This window comes from Lentisphaera araneosa HTCC2155, from assembly GCF_000170755.1.
Classification (GTDB): Bacteria; Verrucomicrobiota; Lentisphaeria; order Lentisphaerales; family Lentisphaeraceae; genus Lentisphaera; species Lentisphaera araneosa.
Map to the genome: position 1 here is coordinate 19,133 of NZ_ABCK01000020.1, position 20,285 is coordinate 39,417.

Here is a 20,285-nt window from a genome sequence, read left to right on the forward strand (position 1 = left end):
GAAGTGATGATTTTTAATTGAAGGTCAAGAGAGTTATTTAACAACAGATTTATATATTTCACGCAGAGATGCTGAAGTGATGATTTTTAATTGAAGATCAAAAGAGTTATTTAACCACTAATTTTCGCTAATCATCACTAAATTCTAGTAAAACTTATCCTGTCCATCCTGTCAACAAGTAAAATCAAATAACTAATTTAATTAATGACAGGAATGATAGATCGCTCGAAGTGAGATCATTAGTGCGAATCAGTATTGATTAGTGGTTTTAACAATTCAAAATTAAGCATTTAAAATTAAAAATTGGCCAAAGGCCTTAAACTCAGCGCCTAGCGCGTCATCTCAGGGCAAAGCTCGTAAACTTTTTTAAAAACTAGGAGAAATTGATGTCTATAAAAAATATTGTTTGTATCGGAGCTGGATATGTTGGTGGCCCCACTATGTCAGTGGTCGCACAGAAATGTCCTCACATAAACGTCACCATTGTGGATCTAAATCAAGCTAGAATTGATGCTTGGAACTCTGATTCTCTACCCATTTATGAACCGGGTCTCGAAGCCGTCGTGCAAGAGGCACGCGGTAGAAACTTAACATTTTCAACTGATATTGAGGGTAATATTGCTAAAGCGGACATGGTGTTTGTATCGGTTAATACTCCCACAAAAACATTTGGTAAAGGAGCAGGGGTTGCAGCTAATTTAGAATTTATTGAGAAATGTGCTCGAACAATTCGTGCCAATGCGAGCAAAGATCTGATCGTTGTGGAAAAATCCACCTTACCTGTGAGGACTGCAGAAACGCTAGAAAAAATACTTCATGCAGGGGATTCAAAGTACCACTTTGAAATTTTATCAAATCCTGAATTTTTAGCCGAGGGTACTGCTATCACTGATTTGCATGATCCTGATCGCGTTCTCATTGGCGGTCGCCAAAATGATTTAGGGAAAGCAGCCATTCAGGAATTAGTGGATGTCTATGCTAATTGGGTTCCCAACGAACGTATTTTAACGACCAATACCTGGTCATCGGAGCTCTCGAAACTCGTAGCGAATGCCTTTTTAGCCCAACGTGTGAGTTCCATCAACGCTATTTCATCCCTCTGTGAATCCACTGAAGCTGATGTGGGGGAAGTGTCACGTGCTATTGGTATGGACTCACGCATCGGATCAAAATTCCTTAAGGCCTCAGTAGGTTTTGGTGGTTCCTGCTTCAAGAAGGATATCCTCAATCTCGTCTACATCTGCCGAACTTATGGTCTTACTGCCGAAGCGGATTATTGGGAGCAAGTGATCTTGATGAATGATCATCAGCAATCGCGCTTTGTGGATAAGCTTGTTGGTACTATGTTCAACACGGTATCTGACAAAAAAATTGCTGTTCTTGGTTTTGCTTTTAAGGCAGATACAGGTGATACGCGGGAATCACCTGCAATTCATGTAGTGCAAGAACTCTGTGAAGAGCATGCACGTGTTAGCGTATCAGATCCCCAGGCACTAGGTTATGCTAAAACGGATTTAGCTGGACTCGAAGAGTTCGTTACCCTGGAAGAAGATCCTTACAAGGCCTGTGAAGGTGCGGATGCCGTTTGTATTCTTACGGAATGGGAACTCTACAAAGATCTTGATTACAAAAGAATTTTTGACTCCATGAATAAGCCAGCTTTCCTTTTTGATGGTCGCAATATCGTCAATCATCAAGAACTCTATGATCTGGGCTTTAATGTATATCCCATAGGGAAAGGGGAGCTTTCTCACTTGTAGTGAGGAGTAAACGGAACAAAGTTCCTTAGTTTACGCCTGCGGCTGAGAATACGGAATAGAGTTCCTAAGTTAACGCTTCGCTGAGTTTTATAGTCCACGAATTACACTAATTAAATCTGTACAATTTCTTGGATCTGAACTTCCCCTATAATTGAGAATTCAAAATTCAAAATTAATCCCCGATTCCACAATTAACCCCCTCATTTCAGATCAAATGATTAAACAATTCAAAATTGAGAATTCAAAATTCAAAATTCAAAAAGCCCTGGCAATCATGCTGCTCTTTGGGCTTTTTGCCATGGCTTTGATTCCCATCAATGAATTCCCCCTTTGGTTTAGAAAGGCATCTGATCCCAGTAAAAATTATGATTTAGTGCAACATTTCTTGGTTTTTGGGGGATTGACATTTTATTTCTATAAAATTTGGCCTGCTAAATCAACTCTTTTTTATGTTGCTTTAGTGGCTTTATTACTTGAGCTTTTTCAGTCTTTTACAGGTTTTCGAACAGCTTCCTGGACAGATCTTTTGGCTGATTTTGCGGGTATTATTTTAGGGTATTATTCAAGTCAATTGAGGAGAAGGGCTACGTGCTGAGTTGGAGGCCTTCGGCCAATTTTTAATTTTGAATTGTTAAAACCACTAATCAACACTGATTCGCACTAATGAACTCACTTCGAGCGATCTTTCATTCCTGCCATTGGTGTAATTCCTTGTTTGATTATACTTGTTGACAGGATGGACAGGATAAGTTTTACTAGAATTTAGTGATAATAAGCGAAAATTAGTGGTTTATATCTTAAAGACTTTAGCCGATCTATTATTTAACTAAAATTCAGCATGGATTAGATCACTATAGCGTTCCTTCAGAACTCGTGATTTTCCTTGTTTCACCTATACCTAGCTCTCACGAGCTAGGCTAATTTATACCGTGCTTTCAGCACTCAAAAGTAAATCTAATTCATCGCCAGATTAATAAAAACTAAAAACTCAAAACTCAAAACTCAAAACTCAAAACTCAAAACTAGTTATGTCGACAACACAAACTCAACAACCTGATTTTATTCAGCGGCACTTAGCCACAATTGATTTTCCCATTTTAGTGATGATTAGCGTAGATTAGTGGTTTATATCTTAAAGGCTTTAGCCGATCTTACCGCGCAGCGTTCTTGCAGGGAACGAAGTGACCGATCTTGCAGGCTTTAGCCGGTCTTTCAGTTCGCTTGCGAACGGTCTTGTAGCGCAGTGATCTTAAAGCGCAGCAGTCTTCTATGTAATTCTCAATTAAAAATTGTCGCTTCAGCGTCTCTGCGTGAAATATATAAATCTGTGGTTAAAAAATTTATTTAAATAATTATATCAAAACTAGAAACTATTACTTCGGCAAGTATATAGATTGAGAAAATACTGGCCTTGATTTTTACTAGTTTAATATAATGCTGAAAGCATGACTCAATTTAGCCCAATGGCGTAAGCCTTGTGATAATAATGTACATAGTCATATTATGAACACTTTAAGCATGGATTAGATCACTATAGCGTTCCTTCAGAACTCATGATTTTCCTTGTTTCACCTATACCTAGCTCTCACGAGCTAGGCTAATTTATACCGTGCTTTCAGCACTCAAATTAAGCATGGATTAGATCACTATAGCGTTCCTTCAGAACTCGTGATTTTCCTTGTTTCACCTATACCTAGCTCTCACGAGCTAGGCTAATTTATACCGTGCTTTCAGCACTCAAATTAAGCATGGATTAGATCACTATAGCGTTCCTTCAGAACTCGTGATTTTCCTTGTTTCACCTATACCTAGCTCTCACGAGCTAGGCTAATTTATACCGTGCTTTCAGCACTCAAAAGTAAATCTAATTCATCGCCAGATTAATAGAAACTCAAAACTCAAAACTCAAAACTCAAAACTCAAAACTCAAAACTAACCATGTCAACAACACAAACTCAACAACCTGATTTTATTCAGCGGCACTTAGCCACAATTGATTTATTCACAATAAATTTTGTGGCAGTTTTTCTTGACTACCACATGGATTACATCAATGTCTTTCAGCAATTAGCTTTGTTTGTAGGTATTAATATTTCTTGGTTCTTAACTGCCTACTTCCACAAGGCATATAGGATTCGTAATGTGATGGGTTTTAGAAACATCGCACGATCAGTTTTTAACTTGATGTTGAGTCACATAACAACCGTAACTTTTATTTATTGTTACTCTATTGGAAGTCCTTTTCCCAAACGGATTTTTACGCTCTATATCTTTGTTTCTTTCTTTAGTTTAATACTTGCTAGGAAGTTTTATCAAAAGTACTTGGAGAATAAAGAGAGGAGGGGCTATCAATACCGCAATGTTATGGTTTTGGGAGACGATCGCGCCAGCGCTAAGCGCCTGATTAAGTTTTTTTCTTCTTCATCAACTTTTGGAGTAAATCTTTTTAAGAATGATAAGATTAATATTTACAGAAAAGAAGATATAGAGCTACTGAAGAAAAAAATTACTCATTTAAAAATAAACGACTTTTATTGGTCTCAAGCAGTACCCGACAAAAAATTAATGCGCGACTTAATTACTTGGTGTGAAAACCAGATGGTGCGCTTTCATTACGTACCTGAATTTAGTCACTTTAAATTGAGGAATATTTCGGTAGATCTTTATGAGGGCTTACCAGTATTGCATTATCGCAAGGAGCCTCTGGAACGCTTTTCCAATCGCGTTTTTAAGCGCTGCTTTGATATATTCTTTTCCTCATTGGTTATCATTTTTATCTTATCTTGGTTGATCCCCTTAGTTTGGATTGCGATGCGTTTTTCAATGCCAGGGCCACTGTTTTTCATTCAGGAAAGAAGTGGTAAAAATGATGAGACTTTTAGGATGATTAAGTTTCGCTCCATGAAAGTCAACAAAGATTCAGATAAGCAGCAGGCCACCAAGGATGATAATCGTATTACTAAGTTGGGCTCAATCCTAAGAAAAAGTTCCTTAGATGAAATGCCACAGTTTATCAATGTCTTTCTAGGTACCATGACCGTGGTTGGCCCTCGCCCTCATATGCTCAAACATACGGAAGAATATTCCGCCCTGATCAATACCTACATGGTTCGACACCTGGTAAAACCTGGCATTACTGGCTGGGCTCAGGTTACTGGTTATCGTGGAGGGACTGAAACTCTAGACCTCATGGAAGGGCGTGTTAAAAGAGATATATGGTACTTAGAAAATTGGTCTTTATTACTCGATATCAAAGTCGTTTACCTCACAGTTAAAAATGCGCTCATGGGGGAAGAAAACGCTTACTAAAAAATCTTCGATTTTTTAGAATTCTTAATGCATAATTTTGAATTTTGAATTGAACATACGGCAAAAACTTAGGATGCGCTCGTTCCGAGCTTAGGATGCGCTCGTTCCGAGCTTAGGTAGCGTTCACTTTGTGAACTTGGGAGGCGCGCTAAAGCGCTTAGGTATCGGCTACGCCTTAGGATGCGCTCGTTCCGAGCTTAGGTAGCGTTAACTTCGTGAACTTGGGAGGTGCGCTAAAGCGCTTAGGTAGCGGCTACGCCTTAGGATGCGCTCGTTCCGAGCTTAGGATGCGGCTTTGCCTTAGGTAGGGTGCTTGAGGAGGATTATATTTTTGTGTAAAAGAGACATCAAAATATAAACAAATGAGAAATAATTTAAATTTACCCGTCATAAGCCTATGGGACTTGTTGAATAGGGCGGATTTGAGTTTAAGTATTCTCACAGATAATTTTAAAATGTACAAAAATAATTAAGGATAGGTTAATATGCAAAAGAAAGCATTAATTACAGGTGTGACGGGTCAAGATGGTTCTTATTTGGCTGAGTTTCTCTTAGAAAAAGGATATGAAGTTCACGGTATTAAGCGTCGTGCTTCACTATTTAACACAAGTCGCGTCGATCACATTTATCAGGACCCTCATGCTGATGATCGCAATTTTATTTTACACTATGGTGACTTAACAGATTCCTCTAACTTGATTCGTATTATCAAAGATATTCAGCCTGATGAGATTTATAATCTGGGTGCTCAGTCGCATGTTGCTGTTTCTTTTGATTCACCTGAATACACTGCGGATGTTGATGCTATGGGAACTATCCGTTTATTAGAAGCTATTCGCTTATTAGGGCTTGAAAAGAAGACCAAGTTCTATCAGGCATCGACTTCAGAGCTCTACGGTGAAGTTCGTGAGACTCCGCAAACTGAGACAACTCCCTTTTATCCACGTTCACCCTATGCAGTAGCAAAGATGTATGCCTACTGGATCTGTGTGAATTATCGTGAAGCCTACGGTATCTATGCTTGTAATGGTATTCTGTTCAATCACGAATCACCACGTCGTGGTGAAACTTTTGTGACTCGTAAAATCACTCGCGCCATTGCAAATATAGCATTGGGTTTAGAGGATTGCCTCTATTTGGGTAATATGAATGCACTACGCGACTGGGGGCACGCTAAGGATTACGTGAAAATGCAGTGGCTTATGCTCCAGCAGGATCAGCCCGATGATTTCGTGATCGCAACAGGTGTGCAGTACTCAGTACGTCAGTTTGTAGAATTCGCAGCTAATGAACTTGGAATAGAGATTGATTGGCAGGGCAGTGAAGAAGAAGAAGTGGGCATAGTTAAGGCAGTCAATAGCGATCAAGCTCCTGGTATTGAAGTGGGTCAAAAAATTGTTGCTGTTGATCCTAAGTATTATCGTCCCACAGAAGTTGAAACTCTTTTAGGTGACCCTGCTAAAGCTAAAGAAAAACTAGGTTGGGTACCCGAGACAACTCTTCAGGAAATGGTTGAAGAGATGGTTCAGTCGGACTATGAAGAAGCTAAGAAGGCTTCAATACTTAAAAAGCATGGTTATGAAGTGAATGTAACGAAAGAATAAATTTTCTTAAATTCATTATCTGAGCGTTCGTGAGACTTTGTCTTACGAACGCTTTTTTTTGTTCTTTTTATAAGTTATAAATTTTGATGATGATTTTTATAAAGTCCTTCATGTGGGTGCTTTTAAAGCTGAATTTGCTTGTTTAAAGTGCTAAGATTTAAAAAGTCGAAATCTCTGTACTCAATGAGGGCTTTATCTTGATTACATGATGATTATTTTAAAAAATAGCAAAGAGTAAAGTATGCAAACGCTTCTATCGGTTCCAGTTAATACTAGTCATTTTTTTGAGTCTTTAAAATCCATCGCTAATTTATTTGTTTCTCATGATCCACAAGGAAGGCGTTTAGGTTCTGGGGGTGGTACAGTGCATTTGATGCATGAGGCTCACCAGGCTACAAATACAGAGCTATCATTTGAGACGTGGCTCGAGACTAGTGATAAATGTATTGTTCATGGTGGTGGGCAGAGTCGACGCCTACCAGCTTATTCGGCACTGAGTAAACTATTGACGCCGATGCCGGTGCATAGGTATTCTCAAGCCCAGAAGATCGATCAATGCCTAATTGATTTACAATTACCTTTTTTCAAAAAAATGTTGAGTGCTAGTACGGCTAATTGTCTCATTGCTTCAGGAGATGCGCTGATTGATTTCAAGGGAGTTTTACCTGAAATCCCCGATGCCGACGTGATTTGCTTGGGCCTTTGGGAAAGTGCCGAAGTTTCGAGTCATCACGGTGTTTTTTTCTGTGATAAGGAGGCAAATAATTTGGAATTCATGTTGCAAAAGCCCGCCCCAGACAAAATACGTGATTTGGCTAATGACTATCACTATTTAATTGACGCGGGAGTTTGGCTCCTATCTTCTAAAGCACAAAAAGTCTTGGCACTTAAGTGCGTCGCTGGTGACTTGAATGCAATGAGCTCTGAATCAGTACAAAATTATGATCTTTATTCAGATTTCGCAGCGGGTTTGGGTAATCAAGCTTCATTGCATGATGATGACATTAATTCACTGACTTGTGCAATTTATGCTTTAGATGAGGCAAGTTTTTTGCATTTCGGTACAAATGATGAGCTGATTACATCTTCTCAAAAGCTCCAAAATAAGACTTATAATCAACGTGAACTCTACAATAGCCATGGTAAAAAACATAGTGATATCTTTACACTCAATGCGGATATCAAGTATCAGATGTGCGCTGAAAACAATGGCCACATTTGGATAGAAAATTCATATATCCCTGAGACTTGGAATTTAAGTCGTGAACATATTTTAACGGGTATTCCAGAGAATTCATGGATTCTGGAAGTTCCTCAGGGAATATGTTTAGATATAGTGCCACTTAAGTCGGGTAAAGTTTGTGTTCGTCCCTATGGGATAAGAGATAAATTTTCAGCCTCAGTTAAAGAGGGGCAATGGTTAAATAAGACTATTTCAGAGCTTTTTGATGGTACAATACCTGAACAAATTAGAGACATTGATGATATTCAAGAAGCGCCCTTATTTCCCTGTATAAATAGAGAAGAACTAAATGAAGACCTGATTCAGACTTTAATTAAGGGTGAAAATTTAGAGAGCTTGTTTGAAGATTTTGAATGTATAAGTGCCTCTGAAATACAATGCCAAGCTGACCTAGTAAGTTTAGATTCACAAAGAAAGTCATTGCTTCAAAAGATTTTACCAAACTTAGCCGCAAACTATAAAAATAGCGTCTTTTATCAGCTTGATCTCTATCATCTGGCTCAGATATACCCACTTGATCAATTGGCGCCACCAATAGCCGAAAGTGAAGATTTGGCTACACATCTTAAAGATGCCCTATTTAGAGCTAAGGTGCATGAGTTCAATAGTCGAGAGAGTGATTATGAGCAAAGGGCGTTCGCAACTCTAGCTAAAAGTATAGTTGAGAACAAGCCTGAATTCACAAAACCAAGCTTCAGTATTTTACAGGATCAAATATTATGGGGTCGTTCACCTGCACGTTTAGATTTGGCAGGTGGCTGGACTGATACGCCACCTTATTGTTTTTTTAATGGTGGCGAAGTAGTTAATCTAGCGGTGAATCTCAATGGTCAAGCACCCATTCAAGCTTTTGCTAAGAAGGTTACTGATCCCCATATTATCATCCGCTCTATAGATCTCGGTGTGTCGGAAATTGTTAAAACTTTTGATGATTTGCAGGCTTATGATCAACTAGGGCAGGGCTTTGTTATTCCAAAGGCAGCTTTAATACTCTGCGGCTTAAGTAAAGATCCCCATTTTGGTCATGGCTATGATTCCTTAGAAGAGCAACTCAAAGAAATGGGGGGGGGATTGGAGTTGACCATGCTTTGCGCCATACCAAAGGGTTCAGGTTTAGGGACTAGTAGTATTTTGGCATCCACAGTGATTGGTGTTTTAAGTGAACTCTTCAATCTAAATTGGGATAAAATGAGAATTTGTCAAAATACACTGATTCTTGAACAAATGTTAACTTCTGGTGGTGGTTGGCAAGATCAGTTTGGGGGCGTATACCATGGTTTGAAGTATTTAAAAACTGATAAGGGGCTCAAGCAAGAACCTCGTTGCCAGTGCTTACCAGATAGTATTTTTACGAAGCCACAAAATAAAGCAAAGATTTTATTGTATTACACGGGGATAACGCGTGTGGCTAAAAATATTCTCGGTGAGATTGTTCGCGGAATGTTTCTTAATCAGGCGGAGCATTTGGAAAACCTTAATGGAATAAGAGAAAATGCTAAAAGAGTTTACGATGCCATCCTAGAAAATAGTTATGAAAAAGTTGCTGATGCAGTAGAAAAAAGTTGGCAATTGAATCAGGCTTTGGATGCGGGGACTAATACAGCTGAAATTCAAAATATTTTGAACCTGGTAGATCAGCATCTGATAGGTAAAAAACTCTTGGGAGCAGGCGGTGGCGGATATATATTGATGTTTGCCAAATCAACACAGGATGCCGTACAGTTAAGAGAGAAACTCGAATCTGCCCCACCTTCACCAGGGGCACGCTTTGTAGAAATCTCGGTGTCAAATACGGGTTTTGAGATAACTACGAGTTAAAGCAAAACGCTCTTAAAAAGTAATATTGTATGCACCAAGTCCTCACAGGCACTGAATTTATACTCTAAGCTATTATATGGCTTCAGAGTGCTAAAGGAACGCCATAGAGTTTAATTAATAGGTGATAATGAGTTAAATAAAAATCATCTCTCGCGAAGGCGCCAAGAACCTAAGTTTTTTATCTGAGTTAATCTGATAGTTCTGTGGGCAGTTATTTAAGCTCTCTGGAAATATAAGTAAAGTGTTTTACAACTTGGCGTCTTCGCGTCTTGGCGAGAAATACAATCACACAAAGAATCCATTGGGCAATTATGCATAGGTGATGATGAGTTAAATAAAAATTAGCTCTCGCGAAGGCGCCAAGAAACTAAGTTTTTTATCTGAGTTAATCTGATAGTTCTGTGGGCAGTTATTTAAGCTCTCTGGAAATATAAGTAAAGTGTTTTACAACTTGGCGTCTTCGCGTCTTGGCGAGAAATACAGCCACACAAAGAATCCATTGGGCAATTATGCATAGGTGATGATGAGTTAAATAAAATCATCTCTCGCGAAGGCGCCAAGAACCTAAGTTTTTTATCTGAGTTAATCTGATAGTTCTGTGGGCAGTTATTTAAGCTCTCTTAAATATAAGTAAAGTGTTTTACAACTTGGCGTCTTCGCGTCTTGGCGAGAAATACAATCACACAAAGAATCAAATGGGTAATAATTCAGAGCTCATCTCATGAGTTAAATAAAATCATCTCTCGCGAAGGCGCCAAGAACCTAAGTTTTTTATCTGAGTTAATCTGATAGTTCTGTGGGCAGTTATTTAAGCTCTCTTAAATATAAGTAAAGTGTTTTACAACTTGGCGTCTTCGCGTCTTGGCGAGAAATACAGCCACACAAAAAATCCATTGGGCAATTATGCATAGGTGATGATGAGTATACTTTTAATGTTCATCACGTGGAGGCGCTGTGATGCCGTTTTTTTTGTTCAGAGTGCTAAAGGAATGGTGTAAGCGAAGAGAGCTTAAACTTAGGTTGAATGTAGGGAGCCAATGCCTTTTATACTTATGAGCAAAAAAAAGCTGAAGTAAAAACTTCAGCTTTTTCAAAAGTGTGGCGGAGAGAGAGAGATTCGAACTCTCGGTACCCTTGCGAGTACACATCCTTAGCAGGGACGCGCTTTCAACCACTCAGCCACCTCTCCGCTTTTTGGTTGTGCGTGCATATAATAGAGCGGGGACTTTGTACGTCAAGCACGGCTTTTGCGATTCTTTTACTTTTCTTGAAAGATTATTGAGCTCGGATGTATTTAAGGCTACTTTGAGTATTGGTATTTAAATTCCGCAACAGGACCCTTGATATTTTTTGAGTTGCTTGAACGAATGTAAACACTATGTGTACCGACTTTGATTGGAGTGCTGAGTTTGTTATTTGTGAGGGCTTTAAAGTTGATACCATCGCTGCAGGCTTCAAAGTGTCTATGGAAGGGGGTGTTGGTATTGAGCTCGAAGCTAATGAATTTATCATTGATAGCTGTGATCTTGAATGAACTCTGGTTTTGTCTTGCGTAGAGGTCTTGTGGCCAAGGGGTGAGTAGCGGAGGTAGGGAAACAAAGTCAAATTTTAGGTTTCTCTCTTCTGCGAGCATCGCAGAATGTTTCCAGTAAGCAATGACGTAGGAAGTGCCGCCTTTATTTTCTTCGAGGTGATTCATTTTGAGGTCGATAACAAAATTTTCATAGGCTTTTAATATAGTATTGCGTTGATCACCAGAAATAGTGGATTGATCAAGGCTGTTTAGCACTGTGATCTCTTTCTTGCTTTCATCTGTTTCTAGAAGTTTGTAGACTTCGTAGGCATTTAGGTAAGTTTCGTCTTGTTTAAAAATACATTGATAAAAGGGGTCGAGGATGATCCATTTATTTAAGCTGTTAGAATAAACTTCCATGGAGAAGTGGGCTTTGAGCCAAAGGTAGCGAGTGTTGTAACCAAGGCCAGTTAGAGATTGAGCGAGCACTTGAGTGTATTGGCCACAGAAGCCGCCTGTTTGTTTATTGCGGATCATGTATAGAATGCGATTCGCATTCCAAGGGGGGTAAATTTTAGGGCTGCCGGCTTGCCATTGAGCGCGAGTCCAGTTGTTTAAAATCATGAAGCTTTCGAGTTCATTTTTATCTTTGATTAATGGCTCGAGTTTTTCAGCTTTGAGGAGGTGTTTAAGTTCGGGGTGATCGGGGTTTTGCCATGAATACTGTAGGCGGCTTTGGTAATCTTCAGCTTTGGGCCATTTCAAAAGTGTGGCTTTTCCCTCTTTTAATGGAACAGTGAGATGTTCTGATTTCTTGTTCTTTTTGCTTTTCCCACCAATTAGATTTGAGACAAGCTCAGTGTAAGAGGGAATGGCGTCGCTTCCTAGGTCTTCTTCGATTCCGTAGACGAGGACCCCTCCCTCAGTGTGTTTTAGGGTGAGCTTGTTAGTTTCGCCAGTCATTTGATCTTCGGTGACAATCGAGATTTGTTGGTTTGGTGGCATGCGCAAGCGAGCTAGGTTATCTGGGGCAGTTTCTTCTTTGCAGGAGAAAACGAGGAAGAGTAAAGTTAGGGTGGTGATATATTTCATAAGTTAAGCTCTGGGGAAGAATTTTTGATGAATGTTTTGAAGTCGAGTTTTCTCAACGTGTGTGTAGATCTCTGTGGTTGCGATATCTGCATGACCTAACAATTCTTGGATGATTCTCAGGTCGGCGTTATTGCTAAGTAGATGACTCGCAAAGGAGTGCCTAAGGACGTGGGGATGAAGGTTTTTGTTGATTTCCGCTTTTATGGCGGCTTCCTTAAGGAATTGCCAAACTCGAGAGCGTGTTAAAGGTCGCCCGTTGTTAGAGACGATTAGTTCAGGGGGGTTATTTTTTTTACATAGCTGCGGACGGATATTCTTTATGTATTGACGACTCATTGAAGCTACTTGTGTTCCAAAGGGGACCGAGCGTTCTTTGGAGCCCTTACCTTTGACGCGCAGGAAGCCGCTTTCGTAGTTGAAGCTATCTGTGCGAAGTCCGCAAAGTTCGCTTATGCGAAGTCCGCAGGAATACAGTAGTTCAATGATGAATTTGTTGCGGAATTGTAGTGGGATGGCTTCGTCGTAAATATGCAGTAGTCTCTCGATTTCTGGGAGGCTTAAATAATCGGGTAGTAATCGCGATAAGCGAGCACTCTCAAGGTGTTCGCCGACGTCTTTGGGAACTATTTTTTCTTGATATAAAAATCGAAAGAAGATTTTTAATGTTACTAAGCGTCTCGAGATGGTGCTGTCATTGAGTTCGCGATTTTTGCAATCTTCGCAATAATTGAGAAGATCGTCTTTGTTTATTGAGGGGTATTCTTTATTAAGCTTTTGCTCTTGGTAGGCCGTGAAGTCGTTTAAATCATTGATGTAAGCATCGATCGTATTTTGACTTAAGCCTCGTTCCAAGGATAAGTAGAGCTTAAATTGCGCTAGCATTACTTATAAAGGTTGGACCATGAAGGAGAGCTGCAGTGCTTGAGAGTTGTGTTGATTTTGCGGCTCGTCTTATATAAGGTGTCGACAATATAAAGTTGCTTTTCTCCGCCAGTGTCGCGTGTACAAACAATATGGCGACCATCTGGAGACCAAGAGGGGGCTTCCCAGTGGCCAGCAGTCTTACTGATGATCTTTTCAGTGCCACTTGGGTTTTTTGGGTCACAGGTAGCAATGACGTACTGACGCCCCATTTTTTTAGAGTAAACTAGGAGATTGCTCGTTTTTGACCAATCAGGACTAACGCGTTCGCTGCGGTCATTGAAAAGAGGTTTTGTCGTGAGTTTGGAGGCATTCATCACATAGAGTCGAGGAGTACTGACTTTACCTGAAGATGAAACACTTGAGGAGACGTAGCAGATTTGAGCACCGCTCGGGGAGAAAACAGGGGAGCTCTCGAGGCTAGTCGTTTTTGTTAAGCGACCAGTTTTTCCGATATTATTGAGGTCCATCCAGTAGAGGTCAACTGAGTTACCTTTTGAAAGAGTCATGACGATAGCATTGCCTTTTGGTCTAAAGGCTGCTCCAGTATTCATACCGCGGTAATGAGACAGGATGCGGTGTTTATTAGAGTTGAGGTCAGTCTGGAAGATGTTGGTTGATGCTTTACCATAGACGGTGTAGACGAGGTAGCGGTTGTCGGGAGACCATCGAGGAAGAGCTGTGATACTTTTGAAATTGGTCTTCTTTCTTAAATTATTTCCGTCTAAATCGCAGAGGTAGATTTCTTTCTTGCCGTTGACACGAGCACAGAAAGCAATTTGGCTCGTTGTTAAAGCGGGTTGAGTGAATCGTTGGCTTTTGAAGAAACGTGTGAGCACTTGGTCGACAATGAGTGAGGCTTGCCATTGTTCGCTCACTTTCTGGAGATTGATGTCGAAGTTGCAGTTGTCTACCGTTTGATTGAGTTTGTCGAGTAAGCGGACTTGTACCTTGGGGTAACCACTGATTTTTAATTTATATTCACTTTCAGCTTTGTTTGAGCTTATGGTGAACCAATCTGAATAAATTAATTTTCTTTTTAGGTTAGTGGAGAGTTTGGGCGAGATAGAAGAAGTTTCTAGATAAAGACGAGGATTGCTGAGTTGAGCGCTTTTTGTGATATCTAGCTGTCCATAAGTAAGCATAGAGAAAAAACTAAGAAGTACTGACACGAAAACTTTCATTTTTTTAAACCCTGTAAGTTGATTTGATCCGACAATGTCTAAAATTGAAGGAGATTATTAGCTATGCAATCGGAAAAATAATAAAACTAGCTTAAAGCTTGAAAAAAAGGCGACATAAAGGATATGAAAACAGAAGATCATCAGAGAGACGTATATTTTTGGGATATGGATCATACAATTATTAATAATGATTGTGATGTCTCTTGGAAGGAGTTTTTGCATTCAAAAGGTGTGGCGCCTTCTAATGCTATGGAATTGGCGGATAAATATTATCAAGACTACTTAAATAATACTTTGGATGATGCTGAATTTATGGACTTTCAGTTAGCAGAATTTAAGGGTAAGACATGGGAAGAGATGTTGGAGCTTTCTCGCTTGCATTTCACTGAAGTTGTCAAGCAGAAGATCTACCCAGAAGCGGAGGAAATGATCCGTCAGCAAATGTCTGAAGGTAAGTTGTTATGTTTGATTACAGCTACTAATTCAGTGATTGCCTATGCTCTTAAGGAATATTTTGGTTTTGACCACATGATTGCCAGTAAACTCGAGTTAATTGAGGGTAAGTATACAGGAAAGCCTGAAGGTCAATATTGTTTGGGGCAAGGTAAAGTCGATTTGATGAAAAGTTTCTTTATTGAAAATGGCGGAAGTCTTGAGTCGGCGACTTACTATGGTGATAGCCCTGCGGACGTGGTGATTATGGAAGTTGTTGGTAATCCTTATGCAGTTAATCCTTCCCCGGTTTTGTTAAAGGCGGCACGAGTGAACGATTGGCCAATTTTGTCTTTTAAATAAAGAGTTTTATTCATAGGCTTTCACGAAAAGCTTTGTGCTTTAGTGGAAAAAGCATGAGTACGCACTTAATTGTACTTGTGTAAGTTTTTTATAATCAAGCTAATATCTCTATGAAAGTTTTTCTGGTCAGTATAGTATTACATATCATCGTCTTAGGTCTTATATACCTGAATGGTGGCTTTGAGCCCGTGGAGAGTTCTGAAAACAGGCGAGTTAATCCACAAGAAGTAGCTCCTGAAGTTAAAGCCAGAGAAAAATCAGTGCCGATTAAGGATTCAAAGAAACGGGTCCTTGATGAAAAAGAGAAAGAAGAGCTAATAGTCAAAACTCTAGACAATCAAAAAAAGCAATACGATCGCATGACCCCAAGTCAAAAGCATCGTAGCTTAGATCATCAGTTGGATCAGCTCGATGGTGTAGATGGAGGTATTCTTGAAGTTGTGACCTTGGAAGTGTTGAAGTTGATGGATAGTAAAGAGCCGTCAATGGAATCTAAGGGCCTTAGTAAGAAAACAGGCTTTGATCATGAGAGTAGTTTTTTTAAGGATGTGGCTCCTTGTCCCACTGGTATCCAGGTAAGTATGGAGGATAAACATGGGAATAAGTCGTCTTACATAATAGATAAGAAAGATGTGACTGAAGACGATTTAGCATTATTAAAGCTTTATCAAAAGTCGAAAAATAATAAGGCACTAAAAATTATTCTCGATAGTTTTATTAAGCATTACCAGAATAAATAAGCACAAAAAAAGCCTTCCGTTTAGGAAGGCTTTGAAATGCAATGGGAGTGAGGTTTACTTCTCAGTAGCCTCAACTTCTTCTACAACTGGAGCACCTAGGATGACCTTGATTTCTTTTTGGTCGAGTTTGCCGTTTTCAGTGCAAGTTACTGGCACTGTGGAAGAGTAAATAACTTTGTCAGCTTTCTTAAGTTCTACTTCCATGTGATAGAGGTACTTTTTGTTGGCTTGTTTGTGGTGGTATTCAATAGTGTAATCACTTGCAGAAGAAAAGTTTTCCACTTTTCTATATGATACGACTTTGGCAAGATCTTCTTTTGATTTTTTAACAAATAAAGTTGAGTTAAGCATGAGGCTTTTACCTTCTATTTTAGCTTCCTCAGCAAGGCTTGTTTGGCAAGCAATGCTGATGACGTTACGCATATTAGCAGCATTTAATGCGTCCTCAGCAGCTTTAGCCTCAGCAGCGAGTTTCTCTTCTTCCGCGAGTTTGGCATCCTCAGCAGCCTTAGCCTCAGCAGCGAGTTTCGCTTCTTCAGCGAGTTTCGCTTCTTCAGCGAGTTTTGCTTCTTCAGCAGCTTTAGAGTCTTGCTTAGCTTTATTGTCTAGGTCTAATTGGACGGCGGCAGCGGCAGCAGCGGCAGTGGCAGCAATTTTCGCTTCTGCGGCAATTCTGTCGTCTTCCTCTTTTTTAGCAGCGGCAATTCTTTCTTCTTCGGCCTTTTTCTCAGCAGCGATTCTCGCTTCCTCTTCTTCTTTAGCTTTTTGCTCTGCAAGTTCTTCTGGAGACGGGCCTGGTTTTTTGTATTGAACATTACCGCCGCGAACGATTTTCTCTACAGTGTTAGTGCCTTGCTCATCTGTGTAGATGAGAGCGAAGTTAGCACGTTCGTGAAGGGGTATTTCTTCAACCTGCCCCTCGATATCCTGAGCAAAGTCAGTGGGACCATTATTTTCAGTATATATTAGTGTACGACCTTTGAGATCGACAGCTTCAGCATTTGCGTAATGCTCGTTAGCGTATTCAATTTCTCCTTTAAACACTGAACGGCCATCTTTTAGGACCAAACATTCACGATCAATTCTTTCAGATTTGTATTTGTCGAGGATTTGACCGTTGTGGTACACTTGGTATTGACTCTCTTCTGAATTGCTGTCCTGTTTTGAGCTGGCACATGAAAATAAGAAGAATAAAAGGATTGAGCCAATTAGGCTTAAAGGTTTAACGTTCATTAAAAAGGACTCCTATTGCATTATAAAGTTTTACCTAAAGTAGCCGATTAAGTGAATTGCATGAAGTACACAAGTTGAAATAAACATAAAAAAGTAGCCATTCTTGGTCATTTTATCGTAGACTTTCTGTGTGAAGAGTCTTTTTCTCTTGAGTTAGTGCAAAATGGCGATGATATTTTTGATTCGGATTAACCAGTGTGATCGAGCATGGATTTACCTAAAAAGCTTCTGCGTATAAAAAAAACTAAAAAAATCCCCTTTTTAACTGGATTTTTCCTCAGACAACTACATTTTCTGTGACCGCAACGCACGAGTGGCGGAATTGGCAGACGCGCTGGATTTAGGTTCCAGTACCTATGGTGTGTGGGTTCGACTCCCACCTCGTGTACTTTAAGGCCGAACTTCGAATGAAGTTCGGCCTTTTTTTGTCTGCTTGCTTCAGTTGTTTTATAAATCCTCATGTGTATAGTTTTGGGAAAGTAATACTAATTAATTAACATAGATTAAGATTGAATCAATAGGGTGTTCTGAATGATGGCTAATGATAAAACTGAAAAGAAAAAATTAGAAATTAATGTGTCTCGCCAATGGATGAATTGGATGCGAGATCAGCAATGCAGCTTTGCTTTTAGTACCTATCAGGCGGGGAAGTTATTTTTTACAGGAACCAACACAGACGGTAAGCTCGCAGTTTTTGAAAGAACTTTTAACCGTGTGATGGGCTTGTGTACAGATACGAGTGAACGCCTTTATTTAAGTTCACTTTGGCAGTTATGGCAATTTGATAATATTTTGGAAAAGGGTCAGAGTCATCAACAGAAGTATGATCGTTTTTATTTACCCACAAGGTCGTGGACAACAGGCGATCTAGATATTCACGACATGGCTGTGGGCGATAATGGTGAACTTTACTTTATCAATTGTTTGTTTGGTTGTATTGCGACGCTTCAAGAGGGGTATAGTTTTAAGCCTTATTGGAAGCCGAAATGGTTGAGTCGTTTAGTTCCAGAGGACAGGTGCCATTTGAATGGTTTAGCAATGGTAAATGGTAAGCCTAAGTATGTAACCGCAATTTCTCAAACTGATGTCAATGAAGGTTGGCGTGAGCATCGTCGTGCTGGTGGGGTTGTCGTTGATATTGATACAGATGAAGTGGTATGTTCGGGTTTATCTATGCCCCATTCTCCTCGTTGGCACCAAGGTAAGTTATACCTACATAACTCAGGCAAGGGTGAGTTTGGTTATGTTGATTTAGAAACAAAACAATTTGTTCCGATTTGCTTTGTGCCTGGCTACTTAAGGGGACTTACTTTCACGGGTGATTATGCAGTAGCCGGTATGTCGCAACCACGCGATAATAAATCTTTTTCTGGTTTAGAGTTGAGTGAGCGCTTAGCGGAAAAAGGAGTCAGTGCCCGCTGTGGCCTACAAGTCATTGATTTGCGCGATGGTTCCCTGCCGCATAGTTTGAATATCGATGGCTTTATCAATGAGTTGTATGATGTAGTAACTCTACCCGGCGTGCAGTCAAGTTATGCGGTGGGAACTCAAAAAGATGAAATTCGTCGCGTCGTGCGAATGGGTGACTTTAATTAGTTCTTAAGTTTGACTCGAGTGTAGGGACTGGAGATGTGGCTTGGTAGCATTTTGCCATACACGGAGACTGTTTTGCGATGGTTGCTATAGAAATCAATAAATTGACTTTCTGATTGAAGAGGGATTTCGGTAAAGAAACTCTTCCCATCGGATCCCATTTTCATCTCCTTGTAGTTTTCAGCAGGAAAATCTTCTTTGATGTATTGGATTGTCCCTTCTGGAGCGCGGTCGTACTTCCAGTAAAGTCGGCCTGATTCGGCTTTTTGATTTTGTTCAAAAGTAATAGTTACTTTGATTGACGCGGCAAGGACTTCATAAGTTATTTTTGGTGGTCTTAGCATTTGGTTTTTTGCGCTTGAGAAATGTTGAAGGATGAAAGCTTGTTTTGTGGCGTCTTGTTTTTCCACTTTGGCGCCATTAGGCTTTTTTCCGTGACCTGAATTGATACGATTATAAGTGGGGATATGCGGGTAGTGTCTTCCAAGGCTCGGCATATCAAAAGCGACAAAATCATGTGTTCCAGGATGAAAATATAGCTCGCAGCCTCGCTCCATGAGTTGTTTCCAGTTTTGAGAAATAAAGATGTGTGGGCTGACTAAGTTCGCCGTTTTCTTTAGGTCAGCCCAGGTATTGCCTTGGTCGAGAGCGGTTTGATTATAGATGGGGCCAAAAGTACCCCCTAAAAAACGGTGACGGCTATCGCCTGATTTTTTCGAATAATAATTTTTCAAGTCACTCCAAGCTTTGTCGTCACATAGACGCAATGGCGATTCACAGATAGGAGATACAGTGGCATGGAGCCCGGTGACTCGTGGGTCATGGATGATGGAAACAGAGGGGGAGGCGCCATTCTTAGAGCCGCCGGAAAGAAGAACTTTGCCTTTTTCAAAATAATTTTCTTCGGCGTAGGCAGCGGTTACACAACGCATCAAACTAGCAGGCCAAGCCCAGTATTGAATGGAGTATTTGGGGTTGAGAGTTTTTGCGAAACGCTTCTTGCTTTCATCGCCGAGTTTCTTTTGACCCCAAGTACCGAATTCTTGAACGATTGTCATAGCTAAGCCGACGCCTTGCTGGATCAATTCTTCATCTAGTCCACGAACTCGCAGATCTTGATTGAGCTTTTTTAAATTATTTCCACCCGTTAGGTGAAAACCTTTGGCTTTCGTTTTGGCAGGGACGATAAGCCTTAGTGGAACGCGATAGTCTTGGCCGGGCCAAAATTCACCCACACGGATATTAATCAGTTTTTGACGAGTTGGTGTGGGACCCTTAACTAAATGCCAATCTTCAATAACTTGAACGTCAAGGGTCGAGGAATCGTATATCACCTTCATATTGAACATGGGGCTGACAGGGTGAGGAAATTCTGTGGCAAGTAGAGAGCTAGTAAAAATGAAAAATATGATGATGGATTTCATGGCGTCCTTAAGTTTTTTCTTTTTATAAACGCTAAGTAAAGCGAAATATTTTTTCC

At 40.1% G+C, this 20,285-nt stretch carries 13 protein-coding genes and 2 tRNA genes; 9 read left to right on the plus strand and 6 right to left on the minus strand.

The annotated features are described in order from the left end of the window. Nucleotides 1–386 precede the first annotated feature (386 nt). From LNTAR_RS17600 to LNTAR_RS17620, 5 genes are all read left to right on the plus strand, one after another. Nucleotides 387–1,760 carry a nucleotide sugar dehydrogenase gene (locus LNTAR_RS17600; RefSeq protein WP_007280104.1) on the plus strand — a complete coding sequence of 458 codons (1,374 nt, stop codon included), beginning with the start codon at nucleotides 387–389 and terminating at the stop codon, nucleotides 1,758–1,760. A gap of 214 nt (nucleotides 1,761–1,974) precedes the next feature. Then, the gene (locus LNTAR_RS17605) at nucleotides 1,975–2,355 is read left to right on the plus strand and encodes a VanZ family protein (RefSeq protein ID WP_157473671.1); all 381 of its coding nucleotides are present in this window, start codon (nucleotides 1,975–1,977) and stop codon (nucleotides 2,353–2,355) included. Nucleotides 2,356–3,698: 1,343 nt separating this feature from the next. Next, the gene (locus tag LNTAR_RS17610; RefSeq protein WP_007280106.1) at nucleotides 3,699–5,069 is read left to right on the plus strand and encodes an exopolysaccharide biosynthesis polyprenyl glycosylphosphotransferase; all 1,371 of its coding nucleotides are present in this window, start codon (nucleotides 3,699–3,701) and stop codon (nucleotides 5,067–5,069) included. Nucleotides 5,070–5,554: 485 nt separating this feature from the next. Beyond that, complete coding sequence (gene gmd / locus LNTAR_RS17615) at nucleotides 5,555–6,673, plus strand: GDP-mannose 4,6-dehydratase (protein WP_007280107.1); 1,119 nt, start codon at nucleotides 5,555–5,557, stop codon at nucleotides 6,671–6,673. 241 nt (nucleotides 6,674–6,914) lie between these two features. Next, nucleotides 6,915–9,734: a bifunctional fucokinase/fucose-1-phosphate guanylyltransferase gene (locus LNTAR_RS17620; RefSeq protein ID WP_007280108.1), complete on the plus strand. Its 2,820-nt coding sequence runs from the start codon at nucleotides 6,915–6,917 to the stop codon at nucleotides 9,732–9,734. Nucleotides 9,735–10,833: 1,099 nt separating this feature from the next. Here the strand turns inward: LNTAR_RS17620 and LNTAR_RS17625 are convergent. The 4 genes from LNTAR_RS17625 to LNTAR_RS17640 all read right to left on the minus strand — a co-directional run bounded on the left by LNTAR_RS17625 (nucleotide 10,834) and on the right by LNTAR_RS17640 (nucleotide 14,444). Next, a tRNA-Ser gene (locus LNTAR_RS17625) sits at nucleotides 10,834–10,923 on the minus strand. 111 nt (nucleotides 10,924–11,034) lie between these two features. After that, complete coding sequence (locus LNTAR_RS17630; protein WP_007280110.1) at nucleotides 11,035–12,339, minus strand: hypothetical protein; 1,305 nt, start codon at nucleotides 12,337–12,339, stop codon at nucleotides 11,035–11,037. A gap of 3 nt (nucleotides 12,340–12,342) precedes the next feature. Beyond that, complete coding sequence (gene xerA, locus LNTAR_RS17635) at nucleotides 12,343–13,221, minus strand: site-specific tyrosine recombinase/integron integrase (RefSeq protein ID WP_007280111.1); 879 nt, start codon at nucleotides 13,219–13,221, stop codon at nucleotides 12,343–12,345. After that, on the minus strand, nucleotides 13,221–14,444 hold the full coding sequence (locus LNTAR_RS17640) for a PD40 domain-containing protein (protein WP_007280112.1): 1,224 nt from the start codon (nucleotides 14,442–14,444) through the stop codon (nucleotides 13,221–13,223). The genes xerA and LNTAR_RS17640 overlap by 1 nt, the downstream gene beginning before the upstream one ends. A gap of 123 nt (nucleotides 14,445–14,567) precedes the next feature. On the opposite strand from LNTAR_RS17640, the gene LNTAR_RS17645 reads away from it, so the two are divergent. Both LNTAR_RS17645 and LNTAR_RS17650 read left to right on the plus strand, forming a co-directional pair. Next, the gene (locus tag LNTAR_RS17645) at nucleotides 14,568–15,239 is read left to right on the plus strand and encodes an HAD family hydrolase (RefSeq protein WP_007280113.1); all 672 of its coding nucleotides are present in this window, start codon (nucleotides 14,568–14,570) and stop codon (nucleotides 15,237–15,239) included. A gap of 110 nt (nucleotides 15,240–15,349) precedes the next feature. Next, nucleotides 15,350–15,979, plus strand: a complete 630-nt coding sequence (locus tag LNTAR_RS17650) for a cell envelope integrity TolA family protein (RefSeq protein WP_007280114.1) — start codon at nucleotides 15,350–15,352, stop codon at nucleotides 15,977–15,979. A gap of 54 nt (nucleotides 15,980–16,033) precedes the next feature. Here the strand turns inward: LNTAR_RS17650 and LNTAR_RS17655 are convergent, their stop codons facing one another. Next, nucleotides 16,034–17,212, minus strand: coding sequence for a hypothetical protein (locus LNTAR_RS17655; RefSeq protein ID WP_007280115.1), 1,179 nt, complete (start codon nucleotides 17,210–17,212; stop codon nucleotides 16,034–16,036). Between the two features lie 307 nt (nucleotides 17,213–17,519). Between LNTAR_RS17655 and LNTAR_RS17660 the strand changes: the two genes are divergently transcribed. Both LNTAR_RS17660 and LNTAR_RS17665 read left to right on the plus strand, forming a co-directional pair. Continuing rightward, a tRNA-Leu gene (locus LNTAR_RS17660) sits at nucleotides 17,520–17,600 on the plus strand. Nucleotides 17,601–17,743: 143 nt separating this feature from the next. Next, entirely contained in the window at nucleotides 17,744–18,808 is a 1,065-nt protein-coding gene (locus LNTAR_RS17665) for a TIGR03032 family protein (RefSeq protein WP_007280116.1), read from the plus strand. Here the strand turns inward: LNTAR_RS17665 and LNTAR_RS17670 are convergent. Continuing rightward, nucleotides 18,805–20,229: an SRPBCC family protein gene (locus tag LNTAR_RS17670; RefSeq protein ID WP_007280117.1), complete on the minus strand. Its 1,425-nt coding sequence runs from the start codon at nucleotides 20,227–20,229 to the stop codon at nucleotides 18,805–18,807. The genes LNTAR_RS17665 and LNTAR_RS17670 overlap by 4 nt on opposite strands. Between the last annotated feature and the right edge of the window lie 56 nt (nucleotides 20,230–20,285).

Bases quoted from the DNA above. Each gene is read 5' to 3' on its own strand.
- LNTAR_RS17600 (WP_007280104.1), top strand. From the start codon at position 387: ATGTCTATAAAAAATATTGTTTGTATCGGAGCTGGATATGTTGGTGGC.
- LNTAR_RS17605 (WP_157473671.1), top strand. From the start codon at position 1,975: ATGATTAAACAATTCAAAATTGAGAATTCAAAATTCAAAATTCAAAAA.
- LNTAR_RS17610 (WP_007280106.1), top strand. From the start codon at position 3,699: ATGTCAACAACACAAACTCAACAACCTGATTTTATTCAGCGGCACTTA.
- gmd (WP_007280107.1), top strand. From the start codon at position 5,555: ATGCAAAAGAAAGCATTAATTACAGGTGTGACGGGTCAAGATGGTTCT.
- LNTAR_RS17620 (WP_007280108.1), top strand. From the start codon at position 6,915: ATGCAAACGCTTCTATCGGTTCCAGTTAATACTAGTCATTTTTTTGAG.
- LNTAR_RS17630 (WP_007280110.1), bottom strand. From the start codon at position 12,339: ATGAAATATATCACCACCCTAACTTTACTCTTCCTCGTTTTCTCCTGC.
- xerA (WP_007280111.1), bottom strand. From the start codon at position 13,221: ATGCTAGCGCAATTTAAGCTCTACTTATCCTTGGAACGAGGCTTAAGT.
- LNTAR_RS17640 (WP_007280112.1), bottom strand. From the start codon at position 14,444: ATGAAAGTTTTCGTGTCAGTACTTCTTAGTTTTTTCTCTATGCTTACT.
- LNTAR_RS17645 (WP_007280113.1), top strand. From the start codon at position 14,568: ATGAAAACAGAAGATCATCAGAGAGACGTATATTTTTGGGATATGGAT.
- LNTAR_RS17650 (WP_007280114.1), top strand. From the start codon at position 15,350: ATGAAAGTTTTTCTGGTCAGTATAGTATTACATATCATCGTCTTAGGT.
- LNTAR_RS17655 (WP_007280115.1), bottom strand. From the start codon at position 17,212: ATGAACGTTAAACCTTTAAGCCTAATTGGCTCAATCCTTTTATTCTTC.
- LNTAR_RS17665 (WP_007280116.1), top strand. From the start codon at position 17,744: ATGATGGCTAATGATAAAACTGAAAAGAAAAAATTAGAAATTAATGTG.
- LNTAR_RS17670 (WP_007280117.1), bottom strand. From the start codon at position 20,229: ATGAAATCCATCATCATATTTTTCATTTTTACTAGCTCTCTACTTGCC.